20 protein-coding genes and 2 tRNA genes are annotated in these 24662 nt (G+C 49.0%); 7 read left to right on the top strand and 15 right to left on the bottom strand.

The genetic code is table 11. The annotated features are described in order from the left end of the window. Positions 1-18: 18 nt before the first annotated feature. Both P4D80_RS00940 and P4D80_RS00935 read right to left on the bottom strand, forming a co-directional pair. Complete coding sequence (locus P4D80_RS00940) at positions 19-2622, bottom strand: O-antigen ligase family protein (protein ID WP_421656986.1); 2604 nt, start codon at positions 2620-2622, stop codon at positions 19-21. A 163-nt stretch (positions 2623-2785) separates the two neighbouring features. Beyond that, complete coding sequence (locus P4D80_RS00935) at positions 2786-4213, bottom strand: sugar transferase (protein ID WP_421656985.1); 1428 nt, start codon at positions 4211-4213, stop codon at positions 2786-2788. 196 nt (positions 4214-4409) lie between these two features. On the opposite strand from P4D80_RS00935, the gene P4D80_RS00930 reads away from it, so the two are divergent. From P4D80_RS00930 to P4D80_RS00905, 6 genes are all read left to right on the top strand, one after another. After that, positions 4410-4673, top strand: coding sequence for a hypothetical protein (locus P4D80_RS00930; RefSeq protein WP_421656984.1), 264 nt, complete (start codon positions 4410-4412; stop codon positions 4671-4673). Positions 4674-4682: 9 nt separating this feature from the next. Further along, positions 4683-5159 (top strand): aminotransferase class I/II-fold pyridoxal phosphate-dependent enzyme, encoded by a 477-nt coding sequence (locus P4D80_RS00925; RefSeq protein ID WP_421656983.1) that lies wholly within the window; start codon positions 4683-4685, stop codon positions 5157-5159. A 163-nt stretch (positions 5160-5322) separates the two neighbouring features. Further along, positions 5323-5688, top strand: coding sequence for an aminotransferase class I/II-fold pyridoxal phosphate-dependent enzyme (locus tag P4D80_RS00920; protein WP_421656982.1), 366 nt, complete (start codon positions 5323-5325; stop codon positions 5686-5688). 215 nt (positions 5689-5903) lie between these two features. Next, positions 5904-6065 carry a hypothetical protein gene (locus P4D80_RS00915; protein WP_421656981.1) on the top strand — a complete coding sequence of 54 codons (162 nt, stop codon included), beginning with the start codon at positions 5904-5906 and terminating at the stop codon, positions 6063-6065. A 96-nt stretch (positions 6066-6161) separates the two neighbouring features. Continuing rightward, positions 6162-6524, top strand: coding sequence for a hypothetical protein (locus P4D80_RS00910; protein ID WP_421656980.1), 363 nt, complete (start codon positions 6162-6164; stop codon positions 6522-6524). Positions 6525-6984: 460 nt separating this feature from the next. Continuing rightward, positions 6985-7629, top strand: a complete 645-nt coding sequence (locus P4D80_RS00905; protein WP_421656979.1) for a hypothetical protein — start codon at positions 6985-6987, stop codon at positions 7627-7629. A 264-nt stretch (positions 7630-7893) separates the two neighbouring features. On the opposite strand, the gene ftsH2 is transcribed toward P4D80_RS00905, so the two are convergent. From ftsH2 to P4D80_RS00865, 8 genes are all read right to left on the bottom strand, one after another. Beyond that, positions 7894-9780 carry an ATP-dependent zinc metalloprotease FtsH2 gene (gene ftsH2, locus P4D80_RS00900; protein ID WP_421656978.1) on the bottom strand — a complete coding sequence of 629 codons (1887 nt, stop codon included), beginning with the start codon at positions 9778-9780 and terminating at the stop codon, positions 7894-7896. Between the two features lie 216 nt (positions 9781-9996). After that, positions 9997-10515, bottom strand: coding sequence for a hypothetical protein (locus tag P4D80_RS00895; protein ID WP_421656977.1), 519 nt, complete (start codon positions 10513-10515; stop codon positions 9997-9999). 68 nt (positions 10516-10583) lie between these two features. Further along, entirely contained in the window at positions 10584-12035 is a 1452-nt protein-coding gene (gltX, locus tag P4D80_RS00890) for a glutamate--tRNA ligase (RefSeq protein ID WP_421656976.1), read from the bottom strand. A gap of 46 nt (positions 12036-12081) precedes the next feature. Beyond that, positions 12082-12155 (bottom strand) — tRNA-Asp (locus P4D80_RS00885). 202 nt (positions 12156-12357) lie between these two features. Further along, positions 12358-12516 carry a hypothetical protein gene (locus P4D80_RS00880; RefSeq protein WP_421656975.1) on the bottom strand — a complete coding sequence of 53 codons (159 nt, stop codon included), beginning with the start codon at positions 12514-12516 and terminating at the stop codon, positions 12358-12360. Positions 12517-14487: 1971 nt separating this feature from the next. Further along, positions 14488-15684 (bottom strand): HAMP domain-containing sensor histidine kinase, encoded by a 1197-nt coding sequence (locus P4D80_RS00875; protein WP_421656974.1) that lies wholly within the window; start codon positions 15682-15684, stop codon positions 14488-14490. Between the two features lie 192 nt (positions 15685-15876). Further along, entirely contained in the window at positions 15877-16197 is a 321-nt protein-coding gene (locus P4D80_RS00870) for a hypothetical protein (protein ID WP_421656973.1), read from the bottom strand. Between the two features lie 581 nt (positions 16198-16778). Continuing rightward, positions 16779-16852: transfer RNA gene (locus P4D80_RS00865), tRNA-Asp, on the bottom strand. A 183-nt stretch (positions 16853-17035) separates the two neighbouring features. Here P4D80_RS00865 and P4D80_RS00860 point away from each other — a divergent pair. Beyond that, the gene (locus P4D80_RS00860) at positions 17036-17578 is read left to right on the top strand and encodes a GNAT family N-acetyltransferase (protein ID WP_421656972.1); all 543 of its coding nucleotides are present in this window, start codon (positions 17036-17038) and stop codon (positions 17576-17578) included. Positions 17579-18169: 591 nt separating this feature from the next. Here the strand turns inward: P4D80_RS00860 and P4D80_RS00855 are convergent. The 5 genes from P4D80_RS00855 to P4D80_RS00835 all read right to left on the bottom strand — a co-directional run bounded on the left by P4D80_RS00855 (position 18170) and on the right by P4D80_RS00835 (position 24025). Further along, positions 18170-18751, bottom strand: coding sequence for a cysteine hydrolase family protein (locus P4D80_RS00855; protein ID WP_421656971.1), 582 nt, complete (start codon positions 18749-18751; stop codon positions 18170-18172). A gap of 196 nt (positions 18752-18947) precedes the next feature. Then, the gene (locus P4D80_RS00850) at positions 18948-20510 is read right to left on the bottom strand and encodes an ABC transporter ATP-binding protein (RefSeq protein ID WP_421656970.1); all 1563 of its coding nucleotides are present in this window, start codon (positions 20508-20510) and stop codon (positions 18948-18950) included. Between the two features lie 60 nt (positions 20511-20570). Next, positions 20571-21527, bottom strand: a complete 957-nt coding sequence (locus P4D80_RS00845) for an ABC transporter permease (protein WP_421656969.1) — start codon at positions 21525-21527, stop codon at positions 20571-20573. A gap of 154 nt (positions 21528-21681) precedes the next feature. Next, positions 21682-22827: an ABC transporter permease gene (locus P4D80_RS00840; protein WP_421656968.1), complete on the bottom strand. Its 1146-nt coding sequence runs from the start codon at positions 22825-22827 to the stop codon at positions 21682-21684. A 4-nt stretch (positions 22828-22831) separates the two neighbouring features. Then, a complete protein-coding gene (locus P4D80_RS00835) occupies positions 22832-24025 on the bottom strand; it encodes a BMP family ABC transporter substrate-binding protein (protein WP_421656967.1) in 1194 nt (397 codons plus the stop codon). Between the last annotated feature and the right edge of the window lie 637 nt (positions 24026-24662).

Here is a 24662-nt window from a genome sequence, read left to right as displayed (position 1 = left end):
GACGGGCGATCGCTATCCTCAGCCACTTTCGATTGCTTTCAGTAGGGACTCTCGTTCTTTTTGCAGCAGGGTATCAAACTCAGGCGCGTACTCAGGAGATGGTAGCAGTGAACTAAAAAACTGCGTCATTGGAATGTTTTCAATTACGGTCAAAAAGTCTATAGGGGCGGGACCGTCTGCATGACGACTGATGACACCAAACCCAGCTCGCGATCGCCGATACTTCTGGCTGGGAGCATTTTGCTTTAGCCATTGATCGAGAGTTGAGGAGCGAGCCATCGTCTCCATCAGTTGTTGAAGGGTTTCGGGAGGGGGGAGGGTGCGGGTGGCTGTGATCCAGGTCTGGCTTAACAATTCCTTACGCTGGGTGGGATTGAGCCAGGCAGAAATTGCTAAGGCCGCCGCTGGAAAATCTGGTTGGGCTATTTCGGGTTTTACCGTTTTTCCTTCTGCCAGATCCAGCACCCCTTTACTCAAGGGAGTGCCATAAAGTTCCCAATCGGTACGGGCAGCAGTTAAGTTTCCCAGCCACCAGCGCAGTCCTCCCCGAATCTGATGCAGTTGGTAGGTTAGTGTTGGCGAGTTTTGGGCTTGCTCCAGTAGGGCAGTATATTTGGCCTCCATCTGATCCACAATTTGCCCGTAGAGTGGCTGAAGGTCCGGCAGTTTCCACAGGGGGCTGGTGATGAATAGGGGATCGCGGAGCGTTTCCAGGGTCATAGCAGCGATCGCCCAATCTTTATTCCCTTGAGCCAACAAACTCAATCCCAAACCATAAAACACCCCTCGTTTTGCCGGAACCAGTTGGGCAGAACGAACAAACGCTTGACTGGCGGCTTTGGGGTCGCGGTTCAACAGGAGCCAGGCCAGATTAGTGTGTCCAAATTCCTGATAGGGTGATGCCTGAATCCCCTGCTTGAGCCAGGAAATGCCATCCCCGATCAAACTCTGCTGCTGATTTGTGTTATTCACCTGTAAACCGAGATTTCCCAGGTTCCAGCCTAGCTGATAAGGGTAGTAGGCTTCCCAGGAAGCGAGTTGGTGTGCCTGAGTCAGCCGCTGGGCAAAGGTGTTCACATCGTTCCGGCTGAGGGCAGCAAATCCCTGGCTGGAAAGCATCCAGGCCCGGTGAATGGGGATGAGCCAGAGGATGATGGCCAGCAGGAAACCCAGTCCGGCGAGGAGGGAGAGGGGAAGTGAGGAGCGGGAGAGCAGGAGAGCGGAAGAGCGAGGGGTTTCTAACCGGGTTTTCTGGTCTCTGAGCTCCTGCTGGGTGGGTTCCGGGTGCCGGAATTCTGCTGCCAGTACCGCCAGGTAAATGATGAGAGTTCCGCTGATAGGGATATTGTCAAGCTGGTAGTCGGTGAAGCTGAAGATGGCGTAGGTTCCCAGGCCACTGAGAAGACAGCCAATCAGGATTGGGGGCGTCGGTGGGGTTGGCCGTGTGCTTAAAGAACGTAACCAGCGGATGGCGAGAAAAGTCAGGAGGGCGATCGCCCCCACCCCGACTGCCACAGCCCAGAATCCCAGTTCTGCCCACAGTTGAGCGGGGGTGCTATGTAGCTGGTAGTGAAGTTCTGCTTCCCGTCCGGCCCATGAAGGGCGATATTTCTGGTAAAGTAGCGGTACATTACCTGGTCCCACCCCTGAAAAGAAGTGGCTCAGACCCATCCTCCAACCAGTGGTGACTGTTATCAAACGGTAGGCCAGTTCGCCTCCGCCCTGACCGGTAAAAATTCCTGTGAGCAGCGATCGCAGACGGCTATTTGCCAGCACCAGCAGCACCAGTAGCGCAAATCCTGCCAGGCTCATCATCCCCAAGCAGCGACGGGGTAATTTGCTGTGCCAGAGAAGGACGGCCAATCCAATTACAAACAACAATGACACTCCCAGCCACCCACCCCGTGAGCTAGTGGTATACAGAGCAACCAGTCCCAGTCCCACTCCTGCAAACCAGATCCAGCGTTTCCAGCTAGCTTGATAGATTCCTAACCCCAGAAGTAAGGGCAGCGCTAGCAACAGATGGCCTGCGACGTAATTCTGATGTCCAATCGGCGAGCCATTTCTCAACCCAATATTGGAAAAATCGTAGGGAAGGTTAACCCCATACTGGCGAAATTCTTGCAGACGGCTAAGCTCTGGCAGAAGTGTCTGACTGCTCCAGAGCAAGAGACTGACCAGAATCAATGCCAGATTCAAATATCCCTGCCCAACTAACAGCCTGACTGGGCGTTGCGGAATTTCTAACCAGCTATTGAGGGCATAAAGCGCTGCCAGAAAGCAAATTGCAGCCCAGCCATACCAACGGGCTTGCATCGGAAAGGGAGCCAGTAAAGTGGAAACAACCAGACCCACAACCAGGACTCCAACCATCCAATCTAACCGATTGCCTAACCAGCGAAACCGCTTCTGCCAGAACATTCCCAGCAGCCACAGCACAGGGCAAATCAGCCCTACCTGCCAGAACAACACCCACGGCCACTCAACCATTGCGGTGTTACTGTCTGGCAGCAGCGTAAACAAGATGTAAAAGGCAGCCGTGAGCAGTCCCAACAAATTTCCTTTGGATGAAGATTGAACCAAAGACTTTGAGGATGGGGGGGCAGAAGTTGAGTTACTCATCTTTACAAATAACGATTATGAACTGCTTACAGCGCCACGAAGAAAAAGGGACTATTAGCTGTTAGCTCTTCTCAAGTCAGCCTCCCATGACCTGCATCCCCTTTCAAGCAGGAAAACTCCCCTCCCCACTCCCGGATCCCTATTCCCCACTCTCTGTTTCAAGTCAATACGCGCCCTTACCAAGGAGGATAATTTTGAGGGTTTCTAGCAGAATTTCCAGATCCAGGTTGAGAGACCAGTTGTCAATGTAATACAGATCCAGGCGGGCCGCTTCGTTAAAGGTGTCAATCTCGGAACGACCCGAAATTTGCCACAGCCCAGTAATACCGGGAAGCACCTGGTGACGGGTGTGATGCCAGGGGTCGAAGCGTTCCACATCCCGCAGTGGCAGAGGACGAGGTCCAACCAGGCTCATTTGCCCCAGCAAAACATTGAACAGTTGGGGAAGTTCATCAATGCTGGTGCGGCGAAGGAATTGCCCAATCGGAGTGATGCGGGGGTCATTTTTGATTTTGAACATGACCCCATCGTCGGTTTCATTTTGCTGCTCTAAAGCCGCTTGCATTGCGGCGGCAGCGGGAATCATAGTGCGGAACTTCCATATATGAAAAACTTTGCCGTGGAGCCCCGTCCGTTCCTGGCAAAAGAAGACAGGCCCCGGAGAGGTGAGCTTAATGGCGATCGCCACCCCCAAAAACAGCGGTGATAGGACAATTAACCCCACAAATGCCCCAATAAAATCAATCATTCGCTTCAGTCGATAATCCCACCCACTCAGGAAATCTGCCTCCATCCGCAGGGTGGGGATACCAGCAAAAATTTCCGGCAATCCCCGACGGTGCAGCATTTCTAAGCTAGAAGGGATTAGTCGCAGGGTGATGCCTGCCCGGCGCAGTTGCCAGTAAAGCCCCGAAGCCAGTTCCGTTTGAGGTAGTCCCTCTGCCAGCACTTCCCTGGCTCCAGAAGCCAGAATTGCCTGAAGGGTGGTGGTACTGCTGGCAGTTGAAGAAAGGGCTGCTCCAACCAGCTTACAGCGCGATCGCCGCTTCAGCAGGCGGAAAAGTTTGGATAGCCGCTCCGCCGGAGCCAGCAAGAAAATTGGTGTCTGAGTTTGCTCAAATTGTCGCAGTACCGGGCTGGTCATTAATCGGAAACCAATTACCAATGCAACACTACCGAACCAGGCGGTAAAAAAGAGCGATCGCGGCAAATCTAGCTTTGGGTCATAGAAATAGCTAATGACCAGGGATGATAAGTAGACCCCACTCACCATTTGCCCAGAGCGAATGTAGTTCTTCCATTGGGTCGAAGAGCTATATAAACCGCTGCGAGCAAACAGTATCAGTGTCACAGCAGCAAACAGCCAGAACAGCCCAGGTAAACCCAACCAGACTCCCCAGGAAAGTTGCGGCGGTAGGGGAGAATAAAAACGGTTCAGACGAGCCGCTACCTGCCAGGCGATCGCCAAGGCTGCCGTATCACACAACAACAGGGCCAGCACTCTCTGCCACTGCCAGCTCAAAAGCCTTTGTAACCTAAACCCGTGGGGAGCACGAATATCCGTCGCTTTCTTACAGAAGGTGCTGTTCATTGCAAAAAAAAAGAGAGATGCAATACAGCCAACAGTGACAGGACTGCCAACTGATTTGCAGGGCAACAAGGTTAGTATTCCGCAAAGACACGGAAAACTTATCGCCAGCCCCAGATTCTTTGCTATGTTCAACAGCAACCCCTTAAGGGAGGAAGTTGTTGGTTGTTAGTAATGTGAGGGGTGAGGGGAGTTCTTTATGCATCAACCGACCCAAATGCAAGCTGTACAGCCACCCATCATTCCAGTCATAGGGGAACTGATCCGTCAGCATCCGGGGACTATTTCTCTGGGACAGGGAGTGGTTTCCTATGGGCCACCGCCGGAAGCGATCGCCCAGATTTCCCAATTTCTGGCCAACCCCGATTTTCACAAATATCAAGCAGTTCAAGGCATCCCGCCCCTGGTGGAGCAAAGTGCGGCCAAGTTAAGGATTGAAAATGGGATTGAAATTGGTGAATAACGACAGGTAGTGGTTACGGCTGGCAGCAATATGGGATTTCTCAATGCCATCCTGGCAATTACCAGCCCGGGCGATGAAATTATTTTGCAAACGCCCTATTACTTTAATCATGAAATGGCCGTGGCGATCGCAGGCTGTCGTGCCATTCCCGTTCCAACGGACTCAAATTACCAGCTTCGTCTGGATGCCATCCGACAGGCTATCACTGGAAGAACTCGCGCGATCGTCACCGTTTCACCCAATAACCCTACCGGGGTGGTCTATTCAGAAGCCGACCTGCGGCAGATCAACGCATTGTGTGCCAGTTCGGGAATCTATCACATTACAGATGAGGCGTATGAATACTTCACCTACGATGGGGCGGAGCATTTTTCGCCGGGTTCAATTCCGGACAGTGCTGAATCCACTCTTTCGCTCTATACCCTTTCAAAAGCTTACGGGTTTGCCAGTTGGCGAATCGGTTATAGCGGTAGTCATTATGGTTAGGACGGGGTGCAGGGGTGGAACCCCCGGCTGGGGGCTTCGCCCCAACTCCCTTCTCTAATTCCACTGTCCTAACGCTCCCGCGTAGAGCTATACATGGTGATTCCAACGCATCTCTTGACCTCTGTGATGAAAGATTCAGGATACCAACATCATTAGTCCCCCTGTGGTCTCTCAGTATGCGGCGCTGGGAGCGTTGCAGGTTGGGCATGGGTACTGTCGTGAAAAACTGGGAGCGATCGCCCAGGTACAGCAGCGGATATTTCAGGAGTTCAGTCGGGTCAATCATCTGATCAGCCTTCCTCCTGCCAACGGGGCGTTCTATTTTCTACTTCGCGTCTATACTGAGTTGACTTCAATGCAGCTAGTCGAGCGGCTCATCCGCGAACATCGGGTTGCAGTTATTCCCGGGTCTACATTTGGACTGGAGGAGGGCTGTTATTTGCGGGTCGCCTATGGTGCTTTGCAAAAAGAAGCCGCAACGGAAGGAATTGAACGATTGATTTGGGGACTAAAAACCATTCTGAAATAGAGAAATCGAGCTAAATTCCCTTAGGTCTTTCTGTAGCGCTCTATCTATTGCCTGTAGTTAATGACCCCTTTGAGCAACGGTATGAGCTGGCAGGACGGCGTTTACCGTCAAGTTAACGCTAAATACAAGGCTTGTTTGCTCCCCCCTTACAGTGTTTTTGGAAAATCCCGGATTCCTTAACTGAACGTGAGATATCAGAAAAAGAGGACATAGAAATGCAGACAGTCGTTCCATCGCCCAGAACCACCATGAAATCCGTTCGCCCAAAGCTGATGCCCACCCTTGTTTGCCTTACGGTCGTGGGGCTGCTTGCAGCCTTTCTGCCGTATCCAGGGTTTGAGAACCAGGTAACGGTTATTGATACTACCCGCAAATAACATCACTCTACCTTAAACCACTTGTAGAAGTTCGTTAGAACTGTTTGCCTTAAGGAGTAACGCCTTGACAGGTGGTTTTGTTTTGGAGGTGGAATAATGTTACGCAGGCTGGGACTGATTTTACTTACTGCAATCTTTGGGTTTCTGGTGTGGCAAAGCCGCACACCTGCCCAATCCATTGCTAATCTACAAGCTGATCTCTACAATTTGAGGGCACAGGTCAACCAGCTTCAAGCTCAGGTTGCTCAGCTCAGCCAAAGAAATTTTTCCCGATCGCCCTCCAATATTCCCACTCCGCGCACTCCTTCGGGGAGCCCCTATCTGAGCGATCGCCAGATGCTTGACCGATTAGCGGTTCTAGCGATTGAAGCCAAGGATCGGCTAAATACCCTTGAAGAAAGAGTATCTCGCTTAGAAAAGCGCGCGCGCGATAGCCACATTGAGATGGGTGATAAGTAGGTAGCCATAATTAACTTTCTTTAAGGAGAGAGAGTAGGGGCTGCACTCCCTTTTTTAAAGTTAATGCCCTAAGCAACCTGGCAACAGCTTTATACTTACTAGCTCTATACTTACTAATTAATCTGATCAGACAAGCTGGTGATTAGACAAGCTGGTATGATTCTCCCAGCTTGTCGGTGAAAAGGTAGTGTAAGCTACTCTTTTACTTCAAACAAAACCCTTACAAACAAAACCCTTAAGATATAGATTTTTGTTAGGTAATAAGCGAAAATCATCACCAAATTCCCAGGAGAGCCGCTGGTATTACAGTCTAGAAAAGTTATTTTGTCAGGGTTTCCTTATCAACTGAGTTAAAGCTTTATAAACTATGCCGAGAGATCAGCAGATTCCCCTCAAAGAGTAGGGCAGACTTGATAAATCAGGCTTAATCTCGCCTCTTACACCCTTTAAGAAGTTGACAATGAAGCGGTTGCTGATTGGTATTGCTGGACTTGTCGGCTTAACCATTTCTAGCTGCGCTATCTCCATCCTGGCAACGGCTTTGCCAAAGGAGTTGATCCAGCAGACGATTGCTTGTCCAACAGATGGCAAGGCAAAAATTGAAAATTTTCAGGTAGTAAGTACCCATCGCTGGTCTCAGGGCGTTGTGGTCCTTTTTAGTGGACTGTGCCCAGGTGAAGGGAAGGCTGCGATGAAGCGGATTATTGGACACAAAGTGATTAAACGCAGTGGAATACACTGGCAAATCAGCAGCAGTGATAGTTATGTACTCAAAAACGCTCCATCCAAACCAGAAAAGCTAGTTAATTACAGGGTTAATCGCTCTCCAAACCAAAATAGCGATCGCTATACCGTTTTGTATGGGCAAATCCTAAAGCCCAAAGTAGCGACCGTCGAAGCGACTTTTAACAATGGACAAATCCTACGCGATCACAGTAGCAATAGTGCTTTCGTCCTTATTGCGACTGGAGCTACAGGAGTTTGTGAAGTGCGCATCCTGGGTTCAGATAATCAAATTCTTCGTCAAGAAGAGCCCACCATTTCAAAACGAATGGCCAAAGATGGAAACCCTCAGCAGTGTTTACCCGTGTCGCATCAGCTCTAGGGGTTGGGGTCAGGGATGGGAGTTAGAGGTTAGGAACTAGGGGCTAGGGATTGAGCGCTAGAGACTAAGGTTGAAGAGATAATACTCCATATCTCCTCCACTTCATCCCCTCTCACGTTCCCATCCCTTTCGACCTTTGTCTTTTTCCTTTCGCCTTACTCAAAAGTTTCTTCACACCTTACTGAAGAGAAACCAAAAGATAAAAAACACAAAAAAGGGATGACAGCCTCATCCCCGTTCAGTTACTTACTGAGAGTTTCGAGATTATAGCTGAGGAGTATACTGCTCTTTTTCAGGTATATCTGTATACTCAGCAACGATTTGACGAAACTCCTCGCCATCAATTGTTTCACGCTCAATCAACAGATCGACCAGACGGTCAATCACTGCCCGGTTTTCCCGGATCAGACGGCGAGCTTCATCGTAGCAATGCTCCACAATTGAACGCACCTGAGCATCAATACGGGAAGCAATCTCTTCCGAGTATTCAGAACGCATCATCCAGTCGCGTCCCAGGAAAACCTCTCCCATCTGGCTTTCAAGAGAAACGGGGCCCAGATCAGACATACCAAAGCGAGTCACCATTTGCCGGGCCATAGCAGTCACTTGTTGTAGGTCATTGCCTGCGCCAGTCGTGACTTCTGCATCGCCAAAAATCACTTCCTCAGCTGCACGCCCCCCCAATGCACCCGTAATCCGGGCCAGAATTTGGGCTCTAGAGATTAAACTTTGATCTTCACCAGGAGTGAACCAGGTTAGACCACGCGCCTGACCCCGCGGAACGAGAGTCACCTTTTGAACCGGGTCATGGTGCTTGACTAAAGTACCAATAATGGCATGGCCGATTTCATGATAAGCAATCAAGCGCTTGCTCTTGCTATCTACTAAGGGAGTTCCTTCCATCCCTGCAACGACACGATCCACCGCATCGTCAATTTCCAACATCGTAATCGCTTCTTTCCGGCGACGGGCGGTGAGAATGGCAGCCTCATTCAACAGGTTGGCCAGGTCTGCGCCTGTAAAGCCAGGAGTGCGGCGAGCGATCGCCTCCAGGGATACTTCTTGAGCAAGTTTTTTATTACGGGCATGAACCTTGAGCACCTCCAGACGCCCTTTCATATCCGGCGGATCCACCATCACCTGCCGGTCAAACCGCCCGGGGCGGAGCAGAGCAGAGTCCAGCACATCGGGACGGTTGGTGGCCGCAATGATGATGATGCCCGTATTGCCCTCAAACCCGTCCATTTCGGTAAGCAACTGGTTCAGGGTTTGCTCCCGTTCATCGTTGCCACCGCCAATGCCAGCACCCCGCTGACGACCCACCGCGTCAATTTCATCAATAAAGATGATGCAGGGGGCATTTTCCTTGGCCTTCTTAAACAGGTCACGAACCCGTGAGGCACCCACCCCAACAAACATCTCCACAAACTCAGAACCGGAGATGCTGAAGAAGGGAACTCCCGCTTCACCAGCGATCGCCTTTGCCAGCAGCGTCTTACCCGTTCCTGGCGGACCAACTAGCAACACACCTTTGGGAATGCGAGCCCCCACAGCGGTAAAGCGCTCCGGCTTCTTGAGGAAAGTCACCACTTCCTGAAGTTCTTCCTTTGCTTCCTCAATACCCGCCACATCATCAAACATTACCCCCGTCTTCGCCTCCATTGAGAAGCGGGCACGGGACTTGCCAAAATTCATCGCCTGCCCTGGCCCTCCCGGAACATTGCCAGAACGGCGGAATAAAAAGAATAATCCACCAATCAACAGGATTGGAAAGATCAAATTGCCCAATAATCCCCAGATGGCCCCATCATTGCGAACTGGGTGAGAGTCAAAGCTAATCTTGGATTGCCGCAGTCTAGCGATCAGTTCTGGAGCATTCCCTGGCAAATCAACCCTTAGGTGCTGCAAACGATTATCAAGCTCAGGATCAACCGCCTCAACAATGGCTGTTCGACCGTTATCGTAAAAGTCAACACTAACAACCCGATTTGCATCCAGGTACTCAAGAAAACGACCATAGGTCATCCGGGTGCTTGCCGTATTCCGTCCCATATTCATTGGAGATGGAGCCAGCGAGCTTTGCCAGATGAAAAACCCAATCACAAGTGCAGGCAGTGCCCACAACAAAACGGTTCTCCAAGAAAATTTCATAAATTAGCGCCCTCTTAATAAAGCCACCATCCTTGTCAACGATGGAAATGTTCAACCATCCGCCTAAATTTCTGTGGCTAGAAACGGTAATTTCTCTGGCATAGGGGACTTCTGAAAGAAGACAATCGCTATGCCCACCTCGCCTTTGATAAAAGACAATTGTTAATTAAATTTAACGTAATTATCAGGATTGAGGCAACCAAAGATGTTGTAACCCTAACGAACCTCCGTAATACGGAGAATATAAGTAGGAAAGCGGTTTTTTCCGTAAGAACTTACCCAAACCTGATAAGTGCCTGCTAACCATTGCCCTGAAACCCCTGGATTCTTACCCTGATAGTCGTCGTTACACCAAACTCCTCCCGGGCCTTTGATCGCTATAGCGGTGTCTTCTGGGCTCTCCACCTGCAAACTGAGCGAGTTAAAGAAGGAAGTTAGAACCAGGGTATGATTGGGTTTTGCATTAGCAAAGCCGGTACAACTACCCGTTGGGGTTTCAGAGATTCCCACAATGTCCTTTACAGGAACGTTACCACCTCCACTCCCTCGCACTTGCAGCGAATTAGGAGAAAAACGAGGTCCAATGGTAATATTTTCCAGATTGGGGGGAGACTGGGCCTGGGCCAGAAGATGGCAGAATTCAGTTAGAACAGCCAATAAACTACCTAATAACGGCGCGATCGCCACCCATCTCCCAAATCCTAATTCGAAGTTCCGGTAATTTGTCTCAGGCATAACTACTAAGCGTTTAACGGTCTCAGTCCCAGAAGACGATAGCAGAGTCAGAGAGTTCCTTCAGTACCTTACCCCTTCGCAATCTCCAGCGCCTTTTGCAGTCGCAGCGTATCCCACCCGCGTTGATGTAAAAGCAACCAGGATTGAAGCAAATCGGGACCACGAGTATCTCCCGTCAAGGCAACCCGCAGAATTGGTTTAAGCTGCCCTTCCTTGCGGCCCAGTTGAGCGGCTACCTGTTTAATGAGTTCTTGAGCACTGGACTCTGTAAGGGATTCTGTTTTAACCAGAGCACCAGCAATGCCTTCTACGATCGCCGCCGAACCATCCTGCCGCAGCTTTTTAGTAGCCTCTTCCGTAAACTCGACATTCTCAACAAATAGATACCGTGTCATGGTAACCGCCTCATTTAGACGAGAGAGACTCGGACCAACTAAGGCCGTGATCTGTTCTAGCCAGGGACGTTGACCTGACCAGTCGAGCTGATAGTCTGCTGCCTGCCAGTAGGGAATGAGCAAATCTGTTAATTGCTCAACCGGCATGGAGTGTAAATACTGACTGTTGATCCAGTTCAGCTTATCCCAATCAAACTTAGCCCCAGCTTTGTTCACGCGATCAAAGCCAAAAACTCTGGCGGCTTCTTCCAGAGTAAAGATCTCATCCATACCTTCCGGCGGCGACCAACCTAGCAGGGTCATATAATTGGCGATCGCCTCCGCCGTGTAGCCCATTTGCTTAAAATCTGAAATAGAGGTCACCCCATCCCGTTTGGAAAGTTTTGCCCCTTTCTGATTCAGGATCAGAGGCGTATGACCAAATTCAGGAACTTTTGCTCCTAATGCCTGGTAAAGCAGAATCTGCTTGGGGGTGTTGCCGATGTGATCCTCCCCACGGATGACATGGCTAATTTTCATATCGATGTCATCAACCACAACTACAAAGTTGTAGAGGGGCTGACCTACTTCACTCCCTGAAGCGGCACGGGCAATCACCATATCCCCCCCCAGATCTCGCCCCTTCCAGGTTACTTTACCGCGCACCAGATCATGCCAGGTGATTTCCTGGTCATCATCAATGATGAAACGGATAACGGACGCCCTTCCCTCTGCTTCAAACGCTGCCTGTTGCTCCGGCGTTAGCTTGCGGTGCCGGTTATCATAGCGGGGAGCCTCTCCCCTGGCTTTCTGAGCTTCTCGCATAGCGTCCAATTCTTCAGGCGTGTCGTAGGCACGGTAGGCCAAACCTTTGTCCAGGAGTTCCTGAACTTTCTGACGATACAACTCCAGCCGTTTAGTTTGAAAAAATGGCCCCTCATCCCAGGTCAAGCCCAACCAAGTCAACCCATCCAGAATGTTTTGGGTGTACTCGGGGCGCGATCGCTCCAGATCGGTATCTTCAATCCGCAAAATAAACTTACCACCGTGGCGACGGGCAAATAACCAATTAAATACTGCTGTTCTAGCAGTACCAATATGAAGATTGCCAGTAGGACTGGGCGCAATACGAACTCGAACAGACATAGATAGACATCAACACGCCTTTGCATCCCTCATTCTAAAGGGTCTACGGGACTGACGGGGCTCGAACCCGCAACTTCCGCCGTGACAGGGCGGTGCTCTAACCAATTGAACTACAGTCCCTTATTCTGAAGCCAGCCACCATAAACGGCATCTAGCATGTTGTGTACCTAATCAAAATAGGCTTTTAGCACTTTTGAATTAGGCTTTTTGAACCTGGCTCAGCTTTTTGAACCTGGCTCAGGTGGAAACTCCAGGGTATTTGCCATCTGGCAACCCCTATTCTAGATTTTACTCTAAAAAGCTACCTCAAATCTTGCTCAGCTTAGTCTGAAGAAGATTCGGTATTCGGTGTCGCATCTTCCTTACTCTGATCCGCATTCCGCTTTTTGGATTTAGGCCGCTGAATATGTTTGGCGAGTATTGTGAGAATCGCCTGGATATCAGTCCGACTGCGGCGAGTTACTGATTGATCGTCATCCATGATAGGGGGGACACTCAATCAAATACAACTGTTTAACTTCGGAAAGAGATAGATACCCTTCAGTCCCCAATTCAATTTGTGAAAAATTCGTTAGAGGATGCTTTAAAGGCCCTACAGCCTGTAACAGAACGCTCAAATCCCCCTTAAATCTCCTTTAAAGAATTTAAGGGAAGGAGATCTTAAGCCTGCTTCTCTCTTGTTAAGTGTTCAGGGGAGCTAGAGGAGATTCGCTGAGTACTCAAGATCACAGACCATCGCTTTTCAAACATCCTCTCAGCTAACCAGGTTTGCCCCCCTAAACCAGTAGAATAAGAATTAGCTTTTAGAGTATTTCCCACTCATTTTAGAGGTCTGATTCTGCTTATCCAGGATAGTTAAGATGGCCTGGATATCAGTTAAGCTTCGGTGAGACTTGATTGAATCTTCGTTCATATCTGAACACCCTCTTTAAGGAATTGTTGTTTGATATAAGTAGGTAGCCACAATTAATTGTGAAGGGGGGAGTGGAGGGGGTGAAACTCCACTCCCAAAATTATCCTTAGTTTAATTGTGCCCAGTATTTAGCGTTCACAAATAGTTTGTGAATAAGGGGCATGGCCCCCTGCACCCCGTTCAAATTTCAGGAAAGACGCTATATTTAGGAATGAGAATTAAATAACCTGGAATTTTATAGATTGCATCAGGCGATAGCCATAATGCATCAACCTCTTGAATTGATGTGTTGGGCTGCCGCTAATACATTCTACGTCTACGCCAGAATTCGGATTTATTTAATCCACAATCCTTGCCCGCTTCCCATTGCTCTTTAAGCCTTTTGATTTAGTTAGTTTGCCTGATCTAAACACCAGTTACGCAGGGGAGATTACTCCCTTCAGCAGGATAACCTTTCGAGCTATTTAGCATCTGTCAGATTTACATTTTGGTGGTGGGGGTTGCTTAGCAAAGGTAGGAGCTAAATCCAGTAGAACTACGCTAGCAAGGGCGATTGCTGTTACAATGGCTAATTCTTTGAAAAGGTTAGTTCTGGTCATTGGTCTCGCTTTGAACAATTCACTAATGCGTTTCTGGATAGGTTTTAGCCGAGATTAATCTGGAAGCAGATTTAGTAGAAGAGTATTCTAAGAATGGGGCAATTACTTATCAGCAAACACTTGCAGCTCAAACCTTCCCTAAATGTCACAATTGGGGGTTCAAAAAATTTCTGGCAAGCAAAACCAATAATTGCAAATGCTTACTGATGTAGTGAACCTGGATGCATCGCGTTCACTGATCATCAACAAGGCTATTGTTTTGAAAGTAAACCCTTTTTCAAACTGAGACTAGCGTTTTTCGGAAGTCTAACCAAAACAACATTTTTAGAGGTTTCACTATCCCTCAGTTAAAACTGCTCAAACTGAGAACTGATGAGCTTTTGGGCAGTTCGATACCGAAAATGATATATGAAGTGAGTGTAAATAAAAACACATCTACTGAGAAAGTCTAACCACCTCAATGTCTACTAAAGGTCTACTAAAGGCGTCAAACCTTCTTTCCCCAGTCCTTTCGTGATAGTGCGCTAATTATTGCCTAATTATTGCGCTGTTCCTTCGGGATCCTCATTGAGAACTTACTTCCGTAATTATACGTAAATGTCAGTCAGGTTGTGTAAATACACAGCCTCTACACAGTCTCTTTAATCTTAATCTTGCTTAATGCTTGATTTCGTAAATTTATAGCTGTTACCAGGTTGCTTAGGACATTGGTTTTAAGGGGGTGTGGAGGCTATGCCCCCAGCCAGGGGTGGAGAACCCCTGACCCCGTCCTAAGCCTGGTGGATATCGCTATACTAATGGGGTTACTAATCGAAATGAGTGGGGTTCAGTAGCATGCATAAATGGGCGATTTGCTACTGGCTGTTGGTTATTTTGAAGTCAGTCTCCCACGCTTTACAACCGCCTCCACCCATCCACTCCTCTTTTGCAGTTGTTTTGCTCATTCAGCTTGGGGCGGTAGTTCTCGGCAGAGTGGAAATTCGACCCGGAAGGTAGTCCCTACGTTCTCCTGGCTTGTAAGCGTAATTTGACCTTGATGGAGTTCAACGCATTGTTTGACAATCGCAAGCCCCAGTCCTGTGCCCCGGAAGGTGTCTGCATTTCCAGCCCGGTGAAATAGTTCAAACAATTTAGGTTGATCCTCTGGAGGAATGCCAATGCCCTGATCCTGAACTTCAAAGTAAATACTTTCTTCTAAACAAAGCAAAGTAAATCTGACGACACTTCCCCGGGGAGAGTACTTAATTGCGTTGGATAGCAGGTTGGTCAGAATTGAACGAAGTAATTTTGCATCCAGACAGGCATGCTGACAATTTCCTTTGCAGGTGAAGGCAATGGTATGGTTTGTCCCCATTCCTAGTTTTACTTCGTCCAAAATTTCTCGACAAAATTCCTCTAAATTTAAACAGACTGGGTTGAATTCTAGTTTTCCGGCTTCTGCTTTACCAATTGTTAAAATATCCTCCATCAATTGATTAATATTTTGGATTGCCGTTCGAATTCGCCGGAAATATTCACGCTTTTTCTCTTCACTTGCCACATCCCCATACTGCTCAAGAATCTCAGTAGCTGTTCTGATTGCCGTGAGGGGTGTTCGAAATTCGTGAGAAGCAATGGAGACGAAGCGAGACTTGAGTTCACTGAGTTCTTTTTCTTCTTCCAGGGCGCGACGGATTTCGTTCTCGGTCTGTTTTCCTTCTCGAATCAGTTGCTCACGGGTACGGATGCTATCAATCATCACTTCAAAGACTTGAGCAAGGGTATTCATTTCATCGGGAAACCAGCGCTGTTTTGCAAAGGAAAGAGCCTGGTTGTAGTTGCCAATAGCAATGCGTTCAGCAGATTCTGTAAGTTCAGTCAGATGTTTGGTCAACGCTCCAGACAGGATGTACACCAGGATGAATAAAACGGCGTAGGTTGAAATGAAGGAGAGCAGCACTTTATCCCGAATCTCTTGCTGCACTTTGAGAACGTAATCAGCTTGAATATCCACCCCCAGGATTGCAACCACTTTTCCCCTGGAATCCTTAAGGGGCGCAAAGGCAGAGAGCCAGGTACCCCATTTATCGGTGTAGATATCGGGTGTTTCTGCGATCGCCCCTCGTTCGATGACGTGTTCAGTTACCCGTCCTGGCACCCCTGCCTCCAGAAACCGAACCGATTTGGCTGGATTGTATTTTGCCCACAGGTCAACCAGGTAAATGATTTCTAGTTGATCGGGTGCGACAGCGGGCTCCCCAACTCGGCGATTATACCTGGCTTTGCCGAAGGTATAGGTATAGAGCCAGGCTCGTGGTTCTATGCGATGAACGGTTTCAAACCAGGCTAATTAATGCTGAAATCGAGGGTCATCTGAAAAGCCATCGGCATTAGGTTTTCCACCTGCATAGAGGGCAAGTAATTCTTTAACATCAATCCCATTGGCTGCACCAATCAGGGTCGATTTCATGTCTGCTCTCAATCGAGAAATTGTTTTTTCGGTTGTAAAGGTATAGAACCAATAGAAAGCTCCAGCAAAAACAATGCTGAACACCATGCTGAAACCCAATAGAATTTTGACCCGCAGACTGACAAACTGGCTATGGCGTTCCTTGGGGTTGGCGGTTGAAGCCTCATAATTTCTATTTGGTTGATGTTGTGACAAACCCACCTTACGCAACCTTCAAATGTGCCTCACTGAGACTAACCTTTTTTGTCAGAACCTGAAAGGATAAAAGTCTTCTTTCACTTCGAATCCGTTCCAGTGTTCATGAGGCAGAAGGAATAGTGTGAGGGAGGGAGAAGCAAAATAGGGTGGACAGTCCCGAATTGACTAACTGGGTAGGTTTTGGGGCTAAACATTTCAGATTCGATTGGATTAGGTAATTGAGCCTAGTGGATGCAATGAACAATCACTGATAACAGCCTCATGCATTAATGAACGCTTAGTAATGCTTAATTAGTAATGCTTAATAATAAGGGAATATGGATGCAGGAGTTATTTATTTGTCTGACTGGGTTTCAAGATGGCACGAAATCTTGAAAACAGATTCAGGGCTGTAACTCCTTAGAATAAGGTATTTTTTGTTCTCAGTAGGCATTGATGTTCTCAGTAGGCATTGACTGGGCAGGTCAAGTCACATCGTATGCTGATCTTTCAAGAAATAGCGGTTTAAATCCAGAAAATTTTCGTTACAAGGGAAGAAACCTGGTGCTAACCCAACAGATTGAAACGAGTTTGAAAATTATGTACGGGACTGACGGGGCTCGAACCCGCAACTTCCGCCGTGACAGGGCGGTGCTCTAACCAATTGAACTACAGTCCCTCAAAAGAGGCGATCTTTATTTTGGCGATCGCGGGTACTTTTGTCAAACCCTTTTTAGGGATAACCGCCATCTTTTTTTGGCTTCCCCTCGCACTTATTAAAAACGGGGAATGGGGGGAAAGATTTTTCTGCTTGAGTTGGGTGCTGGGCTCAGGAAACTGACTCATGATTACCAGGAACCAAATGAAAAAGCCACTTTGTGATAGGTTACAGCCAGGTCAAGAACTGAATGGTATGTACGTTCGAGATGCACTTGAGACTGATTTGTCTGCGATCGTCGAAATCTACAACACCACCATTCCCTACCAGATTGTCACGGCGGATATGGAGCCAGTGACGGTGGAAAGCCGATTGCAATGGTTTCATGCTCACAAGCCAGAGAGAAGACCGCTTTGGGTGGTGGAGACTGAGGAGAAGGTGGTTGCCTGGTTAGGGTTTCAGTCGTTTTATGGTCGCCCTGCCTATGAAACGACGGCAGAGTTGAGTATTTACGTGTCACCGGGGTATCGGTCTAAGGGGATTGGGAAAATGTTGTTGCAACGGGCGATCGCTCACAGCCCCTCCTACGGAATTAAGACTTTACTGGGGTTTATTTTTGCTGAAAATCAACCCAGTCTAAGACTGTTTGAGCAATTTGGCTTTCAACAGTGGGGTTATCTGCCGAAGGTAGCAGAGTTTGGTTCACTGGAGCGAGATTTAGTCATTGTAGGGTTGCGGTTGGCGTAGGGTAGAGGGGGGAGGGAGGGGGCAGCGATCAAAGGCAGGGCTCTGTAACAACAGCATTTCTGACCATGCAGCATCATAACTTCATGAATACGTGATTTCGGGTGCGATGGGAGAGTAGGGGAGAAACCAGTTCACTGAGGGGATCAAGGTCATGGAAGCAGGGAATGGGGCAACCATACTCCACACAGAGGCAATCGTGGATGAGAACGATTTTGCTTTGAAGTTCTGTCTCAGTAAATCCATTCAATCAATCGTTAGCAGCATTCACAGTGCCCTTGAAATCACCTTTCAGCTATTTATAGCTCTACGCGGGTGCGTTAGGACATTGGAATTAGAAGAGGGAGTGGGGACTTCGCCCCCAGCCAGGGGTTCCACCCCTGCACCCCGTCCTAACCATAATGACTACCGCTATGTTTTCAAATTATTTTCAAAAAAAAGGTAGGTTTAACACCCACCCTGCGAGAGAGTAGCCGTTGACGTCTAAACTAACGCCTTAGAGGGTTTCCAAGCTTCTAAGCCGTTGAGTACTTCATCGGCGGTTGCAGTCCAGCCAACAATGCCACCCTGGGCACGAACCATTTCCAGGGTTGATTATTTGAATTCGGGGAAATAACTTTCGGTACAGTCTTCCACCATGAGGCATTCGTAGCCGCGATCGTTGGCCTCCCGCATGGTTGTCTGGACGCAGACTTCGGTGGTAACTCCAGTAATGAACAGGTGGGTAATGTTCTGTTCTTTCAGAATCAACTCTAGATTGGTTGCATAAAATGCACCTTTACCTGGCTTGTAAATCACAAACTCCCCAGCGATGGGAGCCAGTTCGGGGATAATTCCATTTCCGGGTTCACCCTTAATCAAGATCCGTCCCATAGGTCCCGGATCACCAATTTTGAGATCCCCCTTTCCGCGTTTGATTTTGGAGGGAGGGCAATCGGACATGTCAGGTTGATGGCATTCAATGGTGTGGATGATAGGCAATTCCTTGGCACGGAATCTTTCTATCAACCGTTTCAGGGTAGGTACGATCGCCTGCAACCGGAGAACATCATTGCCCAAAGCATCGCCAAACCCGCCGGGTTCTAGAAAGTCTCGCTGCATGTCAATGCCCACCAGAGCTACATTACTTGCTTCTGGTAATTCATATTCATAGAGCTGGGCGGAAATAGTAGCCATAACCGTTCAAACTGTCTCTAATAACTAATGACTAAACACTGAATGGCGCTGAATGTAGGCTGGTGGGCGATGTCCACCCAACAACTCCTAACTGGTGGGTAGTGCCCATCCTACTTTTTAACAACTCTCTAATCCGCTTAGAAAGACGCTACCCCTCCACCTCCACCGTCACTTCACTAACAACTAACAACTTTTCCTAATGCCCGGCCATGCTCTGACCAATCTGGGCGAAGTCTGCTTCGTCAGTTTTGCTTTCGTAGGCAAACTTACCGCCACTGATGACAAGGATACGGTCAGACAGCTTAAGTAATTCATCCAGGTCTTCGCTGACCAGGAGTACCGCTACGCCCCGGTTGCGAGCTTCCAGAATTTGACCATGGATGTAGTCTACGGCGGCAAAGTCCAGACCAAAGCAGGGATTTGCTACAATCAACAGCTTGATATGGTCGGAGTGGAGTTCCCGCGCCAGTACTGTCCGCTGAACGTTTCCACCCGACAGGTTGCCAACCGGGGTTTCAGGGGATGGAGTTTTAATTTTGAACGTGTTGATCAGTCCAATAGCCATCTCACGAATGGCTTTGAAAACGAGTAAGAACCCTTTTGCCTGGGGGGGGCGATCGAAGGTTCGGAGGGCCAGGTTTTCGGCCACGCTCATGTGAGGCACACAGGCGTTGCGAAGGGGTTCTTCTGGCAATACAAACACCCGATGCTTATACATCTCAGCACGGGTCATGTTGTAGGGTTCGCCGTTCACCAGAACCTGACCGGCTGTAGCAGGGCGCTGACCTGCCAGGACTTCGACCAGTTCCCGTTGCCCATTGCCAGAGATGCCTGCAATTCCAACGATTTCTCCACTATGAACTGTCAAGTTAACGCCCCCAATGGCTTCCAGCCCGTTGTCTTTATTGGCATGAATATCTCGAATTTCAAGGACGGGAACCGATTCATCATGGGCGATCTTTTCTACAGGCTGGGGCTCCCGTTTTTCGCCCATCATCATCTCGGCCATCTCCGAGATCGTCAGGTCTTTTACTCTACCTGCTCCAGCAAATTTGCCTTTACGCAGAACAGTAATTTCATCCGCAAATGCCATAATCTCGCGGAACTTATGGCTAATCATTAGAACACTGATCTTGCCATCAGTCACCTGCTGCCGGATCAGGCCCAGAACCTCATCGGCCTCGGCTGGGGTTAGTACTGAAGTGGGTTCGTCCAGAATCAGAATTTTGCTTTTGAGGTAAAGTTGCTTTAGAATTTCCAACTTTTGCTTTTGTCCGGCGGCAAGTTGGGCGATCGCTGCATCAAGTGGAACCTTGAATGGTGCCGCTTCCATGAACGCTGCCAGTTCTTTGTATTCCTGCTTCCAATTGATCAGTCCAGGACTGTCATAACGGGACAGCACCAGGTTTTCTGCCACGGTCATGGAAGGCACCGAAGTAAAGTGCTGATATACCATGCCAATGCCATAGCGTTGAGCATCGCGGGGGCTGTCAATCTGACAGACCTGGCCATCAATCATGACTTGCCCTGAGGTGGGTTTGTAAAAACCCATAATGCACTTCACTAAAGTACTTTTGCCCGCTCCGTTTTCTCCCAGCAAGGCATGGAAAGTTGCAGGCTTTAGTTTCATGGAGACAGTGTCTAAAGCAATCAAAGGACCAAAATGCTTGCTCATGTTGACCACTTCCAGGTCGGGGGGGGCAGCAGCACTACGCATATCAGTCATTTCTTGAGTAATGGCATCTGCAACTTCTGTCATTCTTCCTCCTGCGGGGAGCTTAGGTAAAAGATTTAAGATTTAGGATGGGTTCTGGACTGCTTATCCGCTAATCGTACCGAGGGCTCCTGGCGCACCCGAAAGCGTCTTCTTCGGTGAACAGGTAATGATCATGATTAGCAGAGTCAATACGTAGGGTGCTGCATTAAATAAATAGCGTCCCTGCTCAATGCCGACTGCTTGTAGGGCAGGCCCGATCGCCTGTGCGCCGCCAAAAAAGAGGGATGCCCAGAGGCACTGAATTGGGTTCCAGCGAGCGAAGATGACCAGAGCAACAGCCATCAAACCCTGTCCGCTGGAAATGGTCTCAGACCAGATACCAGGGTAGTAAAGAGAGAGACACGCTCCTCCAATTCCTGCCAGAAAGCTACCAGCAATGATGCACAACATGCGCACTTTCTTAATAGAAACACCCATTGCCAAGGCAGCATCGGGACTATCGCCCACTGCCCGGACAAATAAACCCCAGCGGGTCGATTTGAAAAACCACGCCATCAGGGGAGCGATGAGGACGCCCAGAATAAACAGGGGGCTGATTTTGAGAGCAGATTGAACCGCTGGCATCGTACTCCAACCACCAATGTCAATAGTTGGCAATTGCGGTGCTTTGGGCTGAATAAATGGCTTGCCAAAGAAGAAGGCAACCCCGCTGCCAAAAATAATCATGGCAATACCAACGGCAATATCATTCACTTTCGACTGTTGAGAGAGCCAGGCATGAATCAAACCCAGCACCATTCCGGCACAGCCTGCCACTAATACGCCTAACCAGGGAGACAGGGCGGAGGGCAACCCCCACTTTTCGGCACCCAGGTAGGAAACGGCGTAGGCACTCATTGCCCCGGTCAATAAGGTTCCTTCCAGACCCAGGTTGATTTTGCCGCTTTTCTCCGTCAAACACTCTCCCAAACTGACGAAGAGAAAGGGAGCACTCCCTCGTAGCGTTCCTGCAAAGATTCCCAGGGGTACTCCCCACCAGCCCAGTGCTTCTGCTGCCATTACGATCCTCCAAAAACAAATCAGTTTTGAATTTTGAGTGTTGAGTTTGAGGTTTGAGATTAATTCTTCCCATGCGATGGCGGAACCTGATTTGTTGGAAACTGATACGCAGGTAACTACTGGTTATTCAGAATTCAAAACTCAAAACTTAAATCTATACAGGGATTGTGGTTGAAGTAGACGGCGGGGTTGAAGGTTCTGGGGGGTTGTCTTTGAAGATCTGGAAGCGTCCATAGAGGGATTCACTGTACAAAACGACGATGAAGACCAATCCCTGGAACAGAAGAACCGTTGCATCGGGCATCCCAAAAGTTCGCTGTAAGGCACCACCACTGGCGACAATACCACCCAGCAGAACGGACACCAGAATTGCTGCCAGAGGGTTATAACGAGCGACAAAGGCGACCAGAATTCCTGCATAACCGTAGCCTGCGACGATAGAGGCATTTGCCTGCCCCTGAACGGCGGCCACTTCAACCATGCCTGCCAGTCCGGCACAGGCACCAGCCAGAAAGCAAATCGTGACTGTAAGTTTACCAACTGGAAGCCCTGCCACGCGAGCGGCTTTAACGTTTCCACCAGCCGTACGGGCCGCAAAGCCGAAGGTGGTGTGCTGGATCAGGAAGTGGGCTATGGCACAGAGAATCAGCCCGAATATCAGCCCGTAATGAATTCGGGTGGATGGAATGTTGCCCAGCTTATAAATTTCGGGAAGGGGGAAGGTGGAGGGTTTGTTGAGCGAGGCCGGGTCCTTCATTGGCCCTTCGACCAGGTGATTCAGGAGGGCGATCGCAATGTAGTTCATCAACAGACTGCTGATGGTTTCATTGACTGCCCGGTAGTGGCGCAGGGCACCGGCGATCCCAATCCAGATTCCACCCGCTGCCATCCCTGCCAGCGCCATTGCCAGCATCACAATCACAGGCGGAACCCCCAGGAGATTTTGCACCTGCTCTGGAGAAGGCAGAATGCTACCGTAGGAAAGCAGCAAACCTGCGGTGATCGCGCCCAGGGCACCCATCACCAGCGCTCCTTCATTGCCAATAATCATCAAGCCAAGGCGTGCGGGCAATGCGGTACAGAGGGCAGTCAACATCAGAGGAGCCGCCCGCAGTAGCGAACCCTGAAATGAACGCCAGTTGCTGAACGCCGATTTATAGATAGCGGCGTAAATTGCAAATGGGTTTTTGCCATAGAACGCGCAGAAGATGCCAAACAACACCATGGCGACCAGAATAGCGCCGATGGGAATGGCGATCGCCTCTGCCATTGATCGCCAATTAGAACGACTCAGTGACATAACTTCAACTCGTCTTACCAATAACGCCTTCAGCCAGCCAGTCAATTTGGGTCAGTTGGGGATCGGTGATCTTGTATGCGGTACCGGCGGGAATCTCAACATTACCTGTGTTATCTTTCACAACGCCCTTGTACACCATCATCGAACCATCAACGATTTTGGCTTTTGTATCTTCTACATCCTTCTTCGCCTCTTCTGAGACGGCGGGGCCAAACGGTGCAAGCTCGACGTAATTCTCCTTCAGGCTACCAATCACCTGGTGGGGAATGCCTCCATTCATCAGGGTCTTGCCGCTCTGGAGCATTTCCACATAGTTCTTGAAAATGGTGTCCCACTTGTACACTGTTCCGGTTAGATACCCTTTGGGTGCCAGATCGTTTTGAGCAGCGTGGAAACCACTGGAGAAGATCCCACGCTTTTCAGCTGTTTCAATCACCACCTTGGGACTGTCCACGTGCATTGCCACCACATCAACGCCCTGATCGGCCAGAGAGTTCGTGGCTTCCGCCTCTTTGACAGGCAGAGACCAGTCCCCAGTAAAGATAACCTGCATTTTGATATCGGGTTTAACGCTGCGAGCGCCCAGGATGAAGGGGTTGATATTGCGCAGAACCGGATTAATGGGTTTTGCTGCCACAAACCCTAACTTGCCCGTCTTACTGGTCATAGCAGCGACCCGCCCGGCAAGAAACTGCCCCTCATCTACTAGGGCAAAGTAACTGCCAATATTGTCCGGCAATCCTTCCTTCCAGAGGGTTCCAGCATGGAGGAACTGCACTTCTGGATAGTCTTTGGCAACCTGAAGAATGTGAGGGTCAAAATATCCAAAAGACGTGGGGAAGAGAATGGTTGCTCCATCTTGCTCAATCATGTTACGCATCACTTCCTGAACCTCTTTGGTTTCAGGGACGTTTTCTTGCTCAACAATTTTTACGCCAGGTAACTTAGCAATCTCTAAGGCCCCTGTGGCTTGGGCCTGGTTCCAGCCATAGTCATCTTTAGCACCTACATAGATAAAGCCCATCACCAGGGGTTTCTCAGAAACTGGGCTGGCTTCTCCTCCGGCACCAGCCTGAGGAGCTGAAGGGGTGGAAGCACAGCCAGTCCAGAGTTTGGAAGTGGCTCCAAATGCAGCCGTTGCCAGAAGTCCCCGAATAACCTGACGACGAGGGATGTACAAATACTTTCTCGTACTCACTGTCTGATTCTCCTTTGAAGCTGTAGGTGGGAAGGGGTCACCACACGGCACCGATAAAGTCCACTACACCTGGGATTTAGAGGATATTTGTCAGCCTATGGGAAAAAACTTTGGCCAAATGTGCCAAATTTGACGGTTTGAGAGTTTGACGAGGTTCGATAAAGGTTAAGAAGAAGGCTAGATTAGGGGGTAGTGCATTACGGCAGTGTGGGAAAATTTGTAACAACTACTACGACTTGTTCATTGTCTGTCTTCAAATTTGAGTCAATTAGATCTGAGAACCTTGATAAGTTATAGTCTCACATTTATCTGATTCCTGATTCACGACCATCGCCTGACTTAAAGTCTTGAAAATGAATTGTTTTTATCTGACTTAACCTATTCAGTTACCGGGGTTTGCTAAGATACCTTTTGCCTATGGCTGCTGATAAAGCCCTGGTCATTCTTGAGAATATCCTTTCTGAAGAAAAATCTCCTTTGTGAAGAACGCCTGAGCAAACTTCGGATTCCAATTTTCTGGGATATCTGGAACAAACTGTCCTATCAAGCGATCGCCCACAATTCAGTCTACGAACTGGGCTACATCAAGCAAATAGGCTCTCAGTTATGGCAACCTCCTTCGAACTGGCCTAGTCAG

Source organism: Leptothermofonsia sp. ETS-13 (genome assembly GCF_049200465.1).
Classification (GTDB): Bacteria; Cyanobacteriota; Cyanobacteriia; order Leptolyngbyales; family Leptolyngbyaceae; genus Leptothermofonsia.
This window is presented reverse-complemented; position numbering and strand designations above follow the sequence as displayed.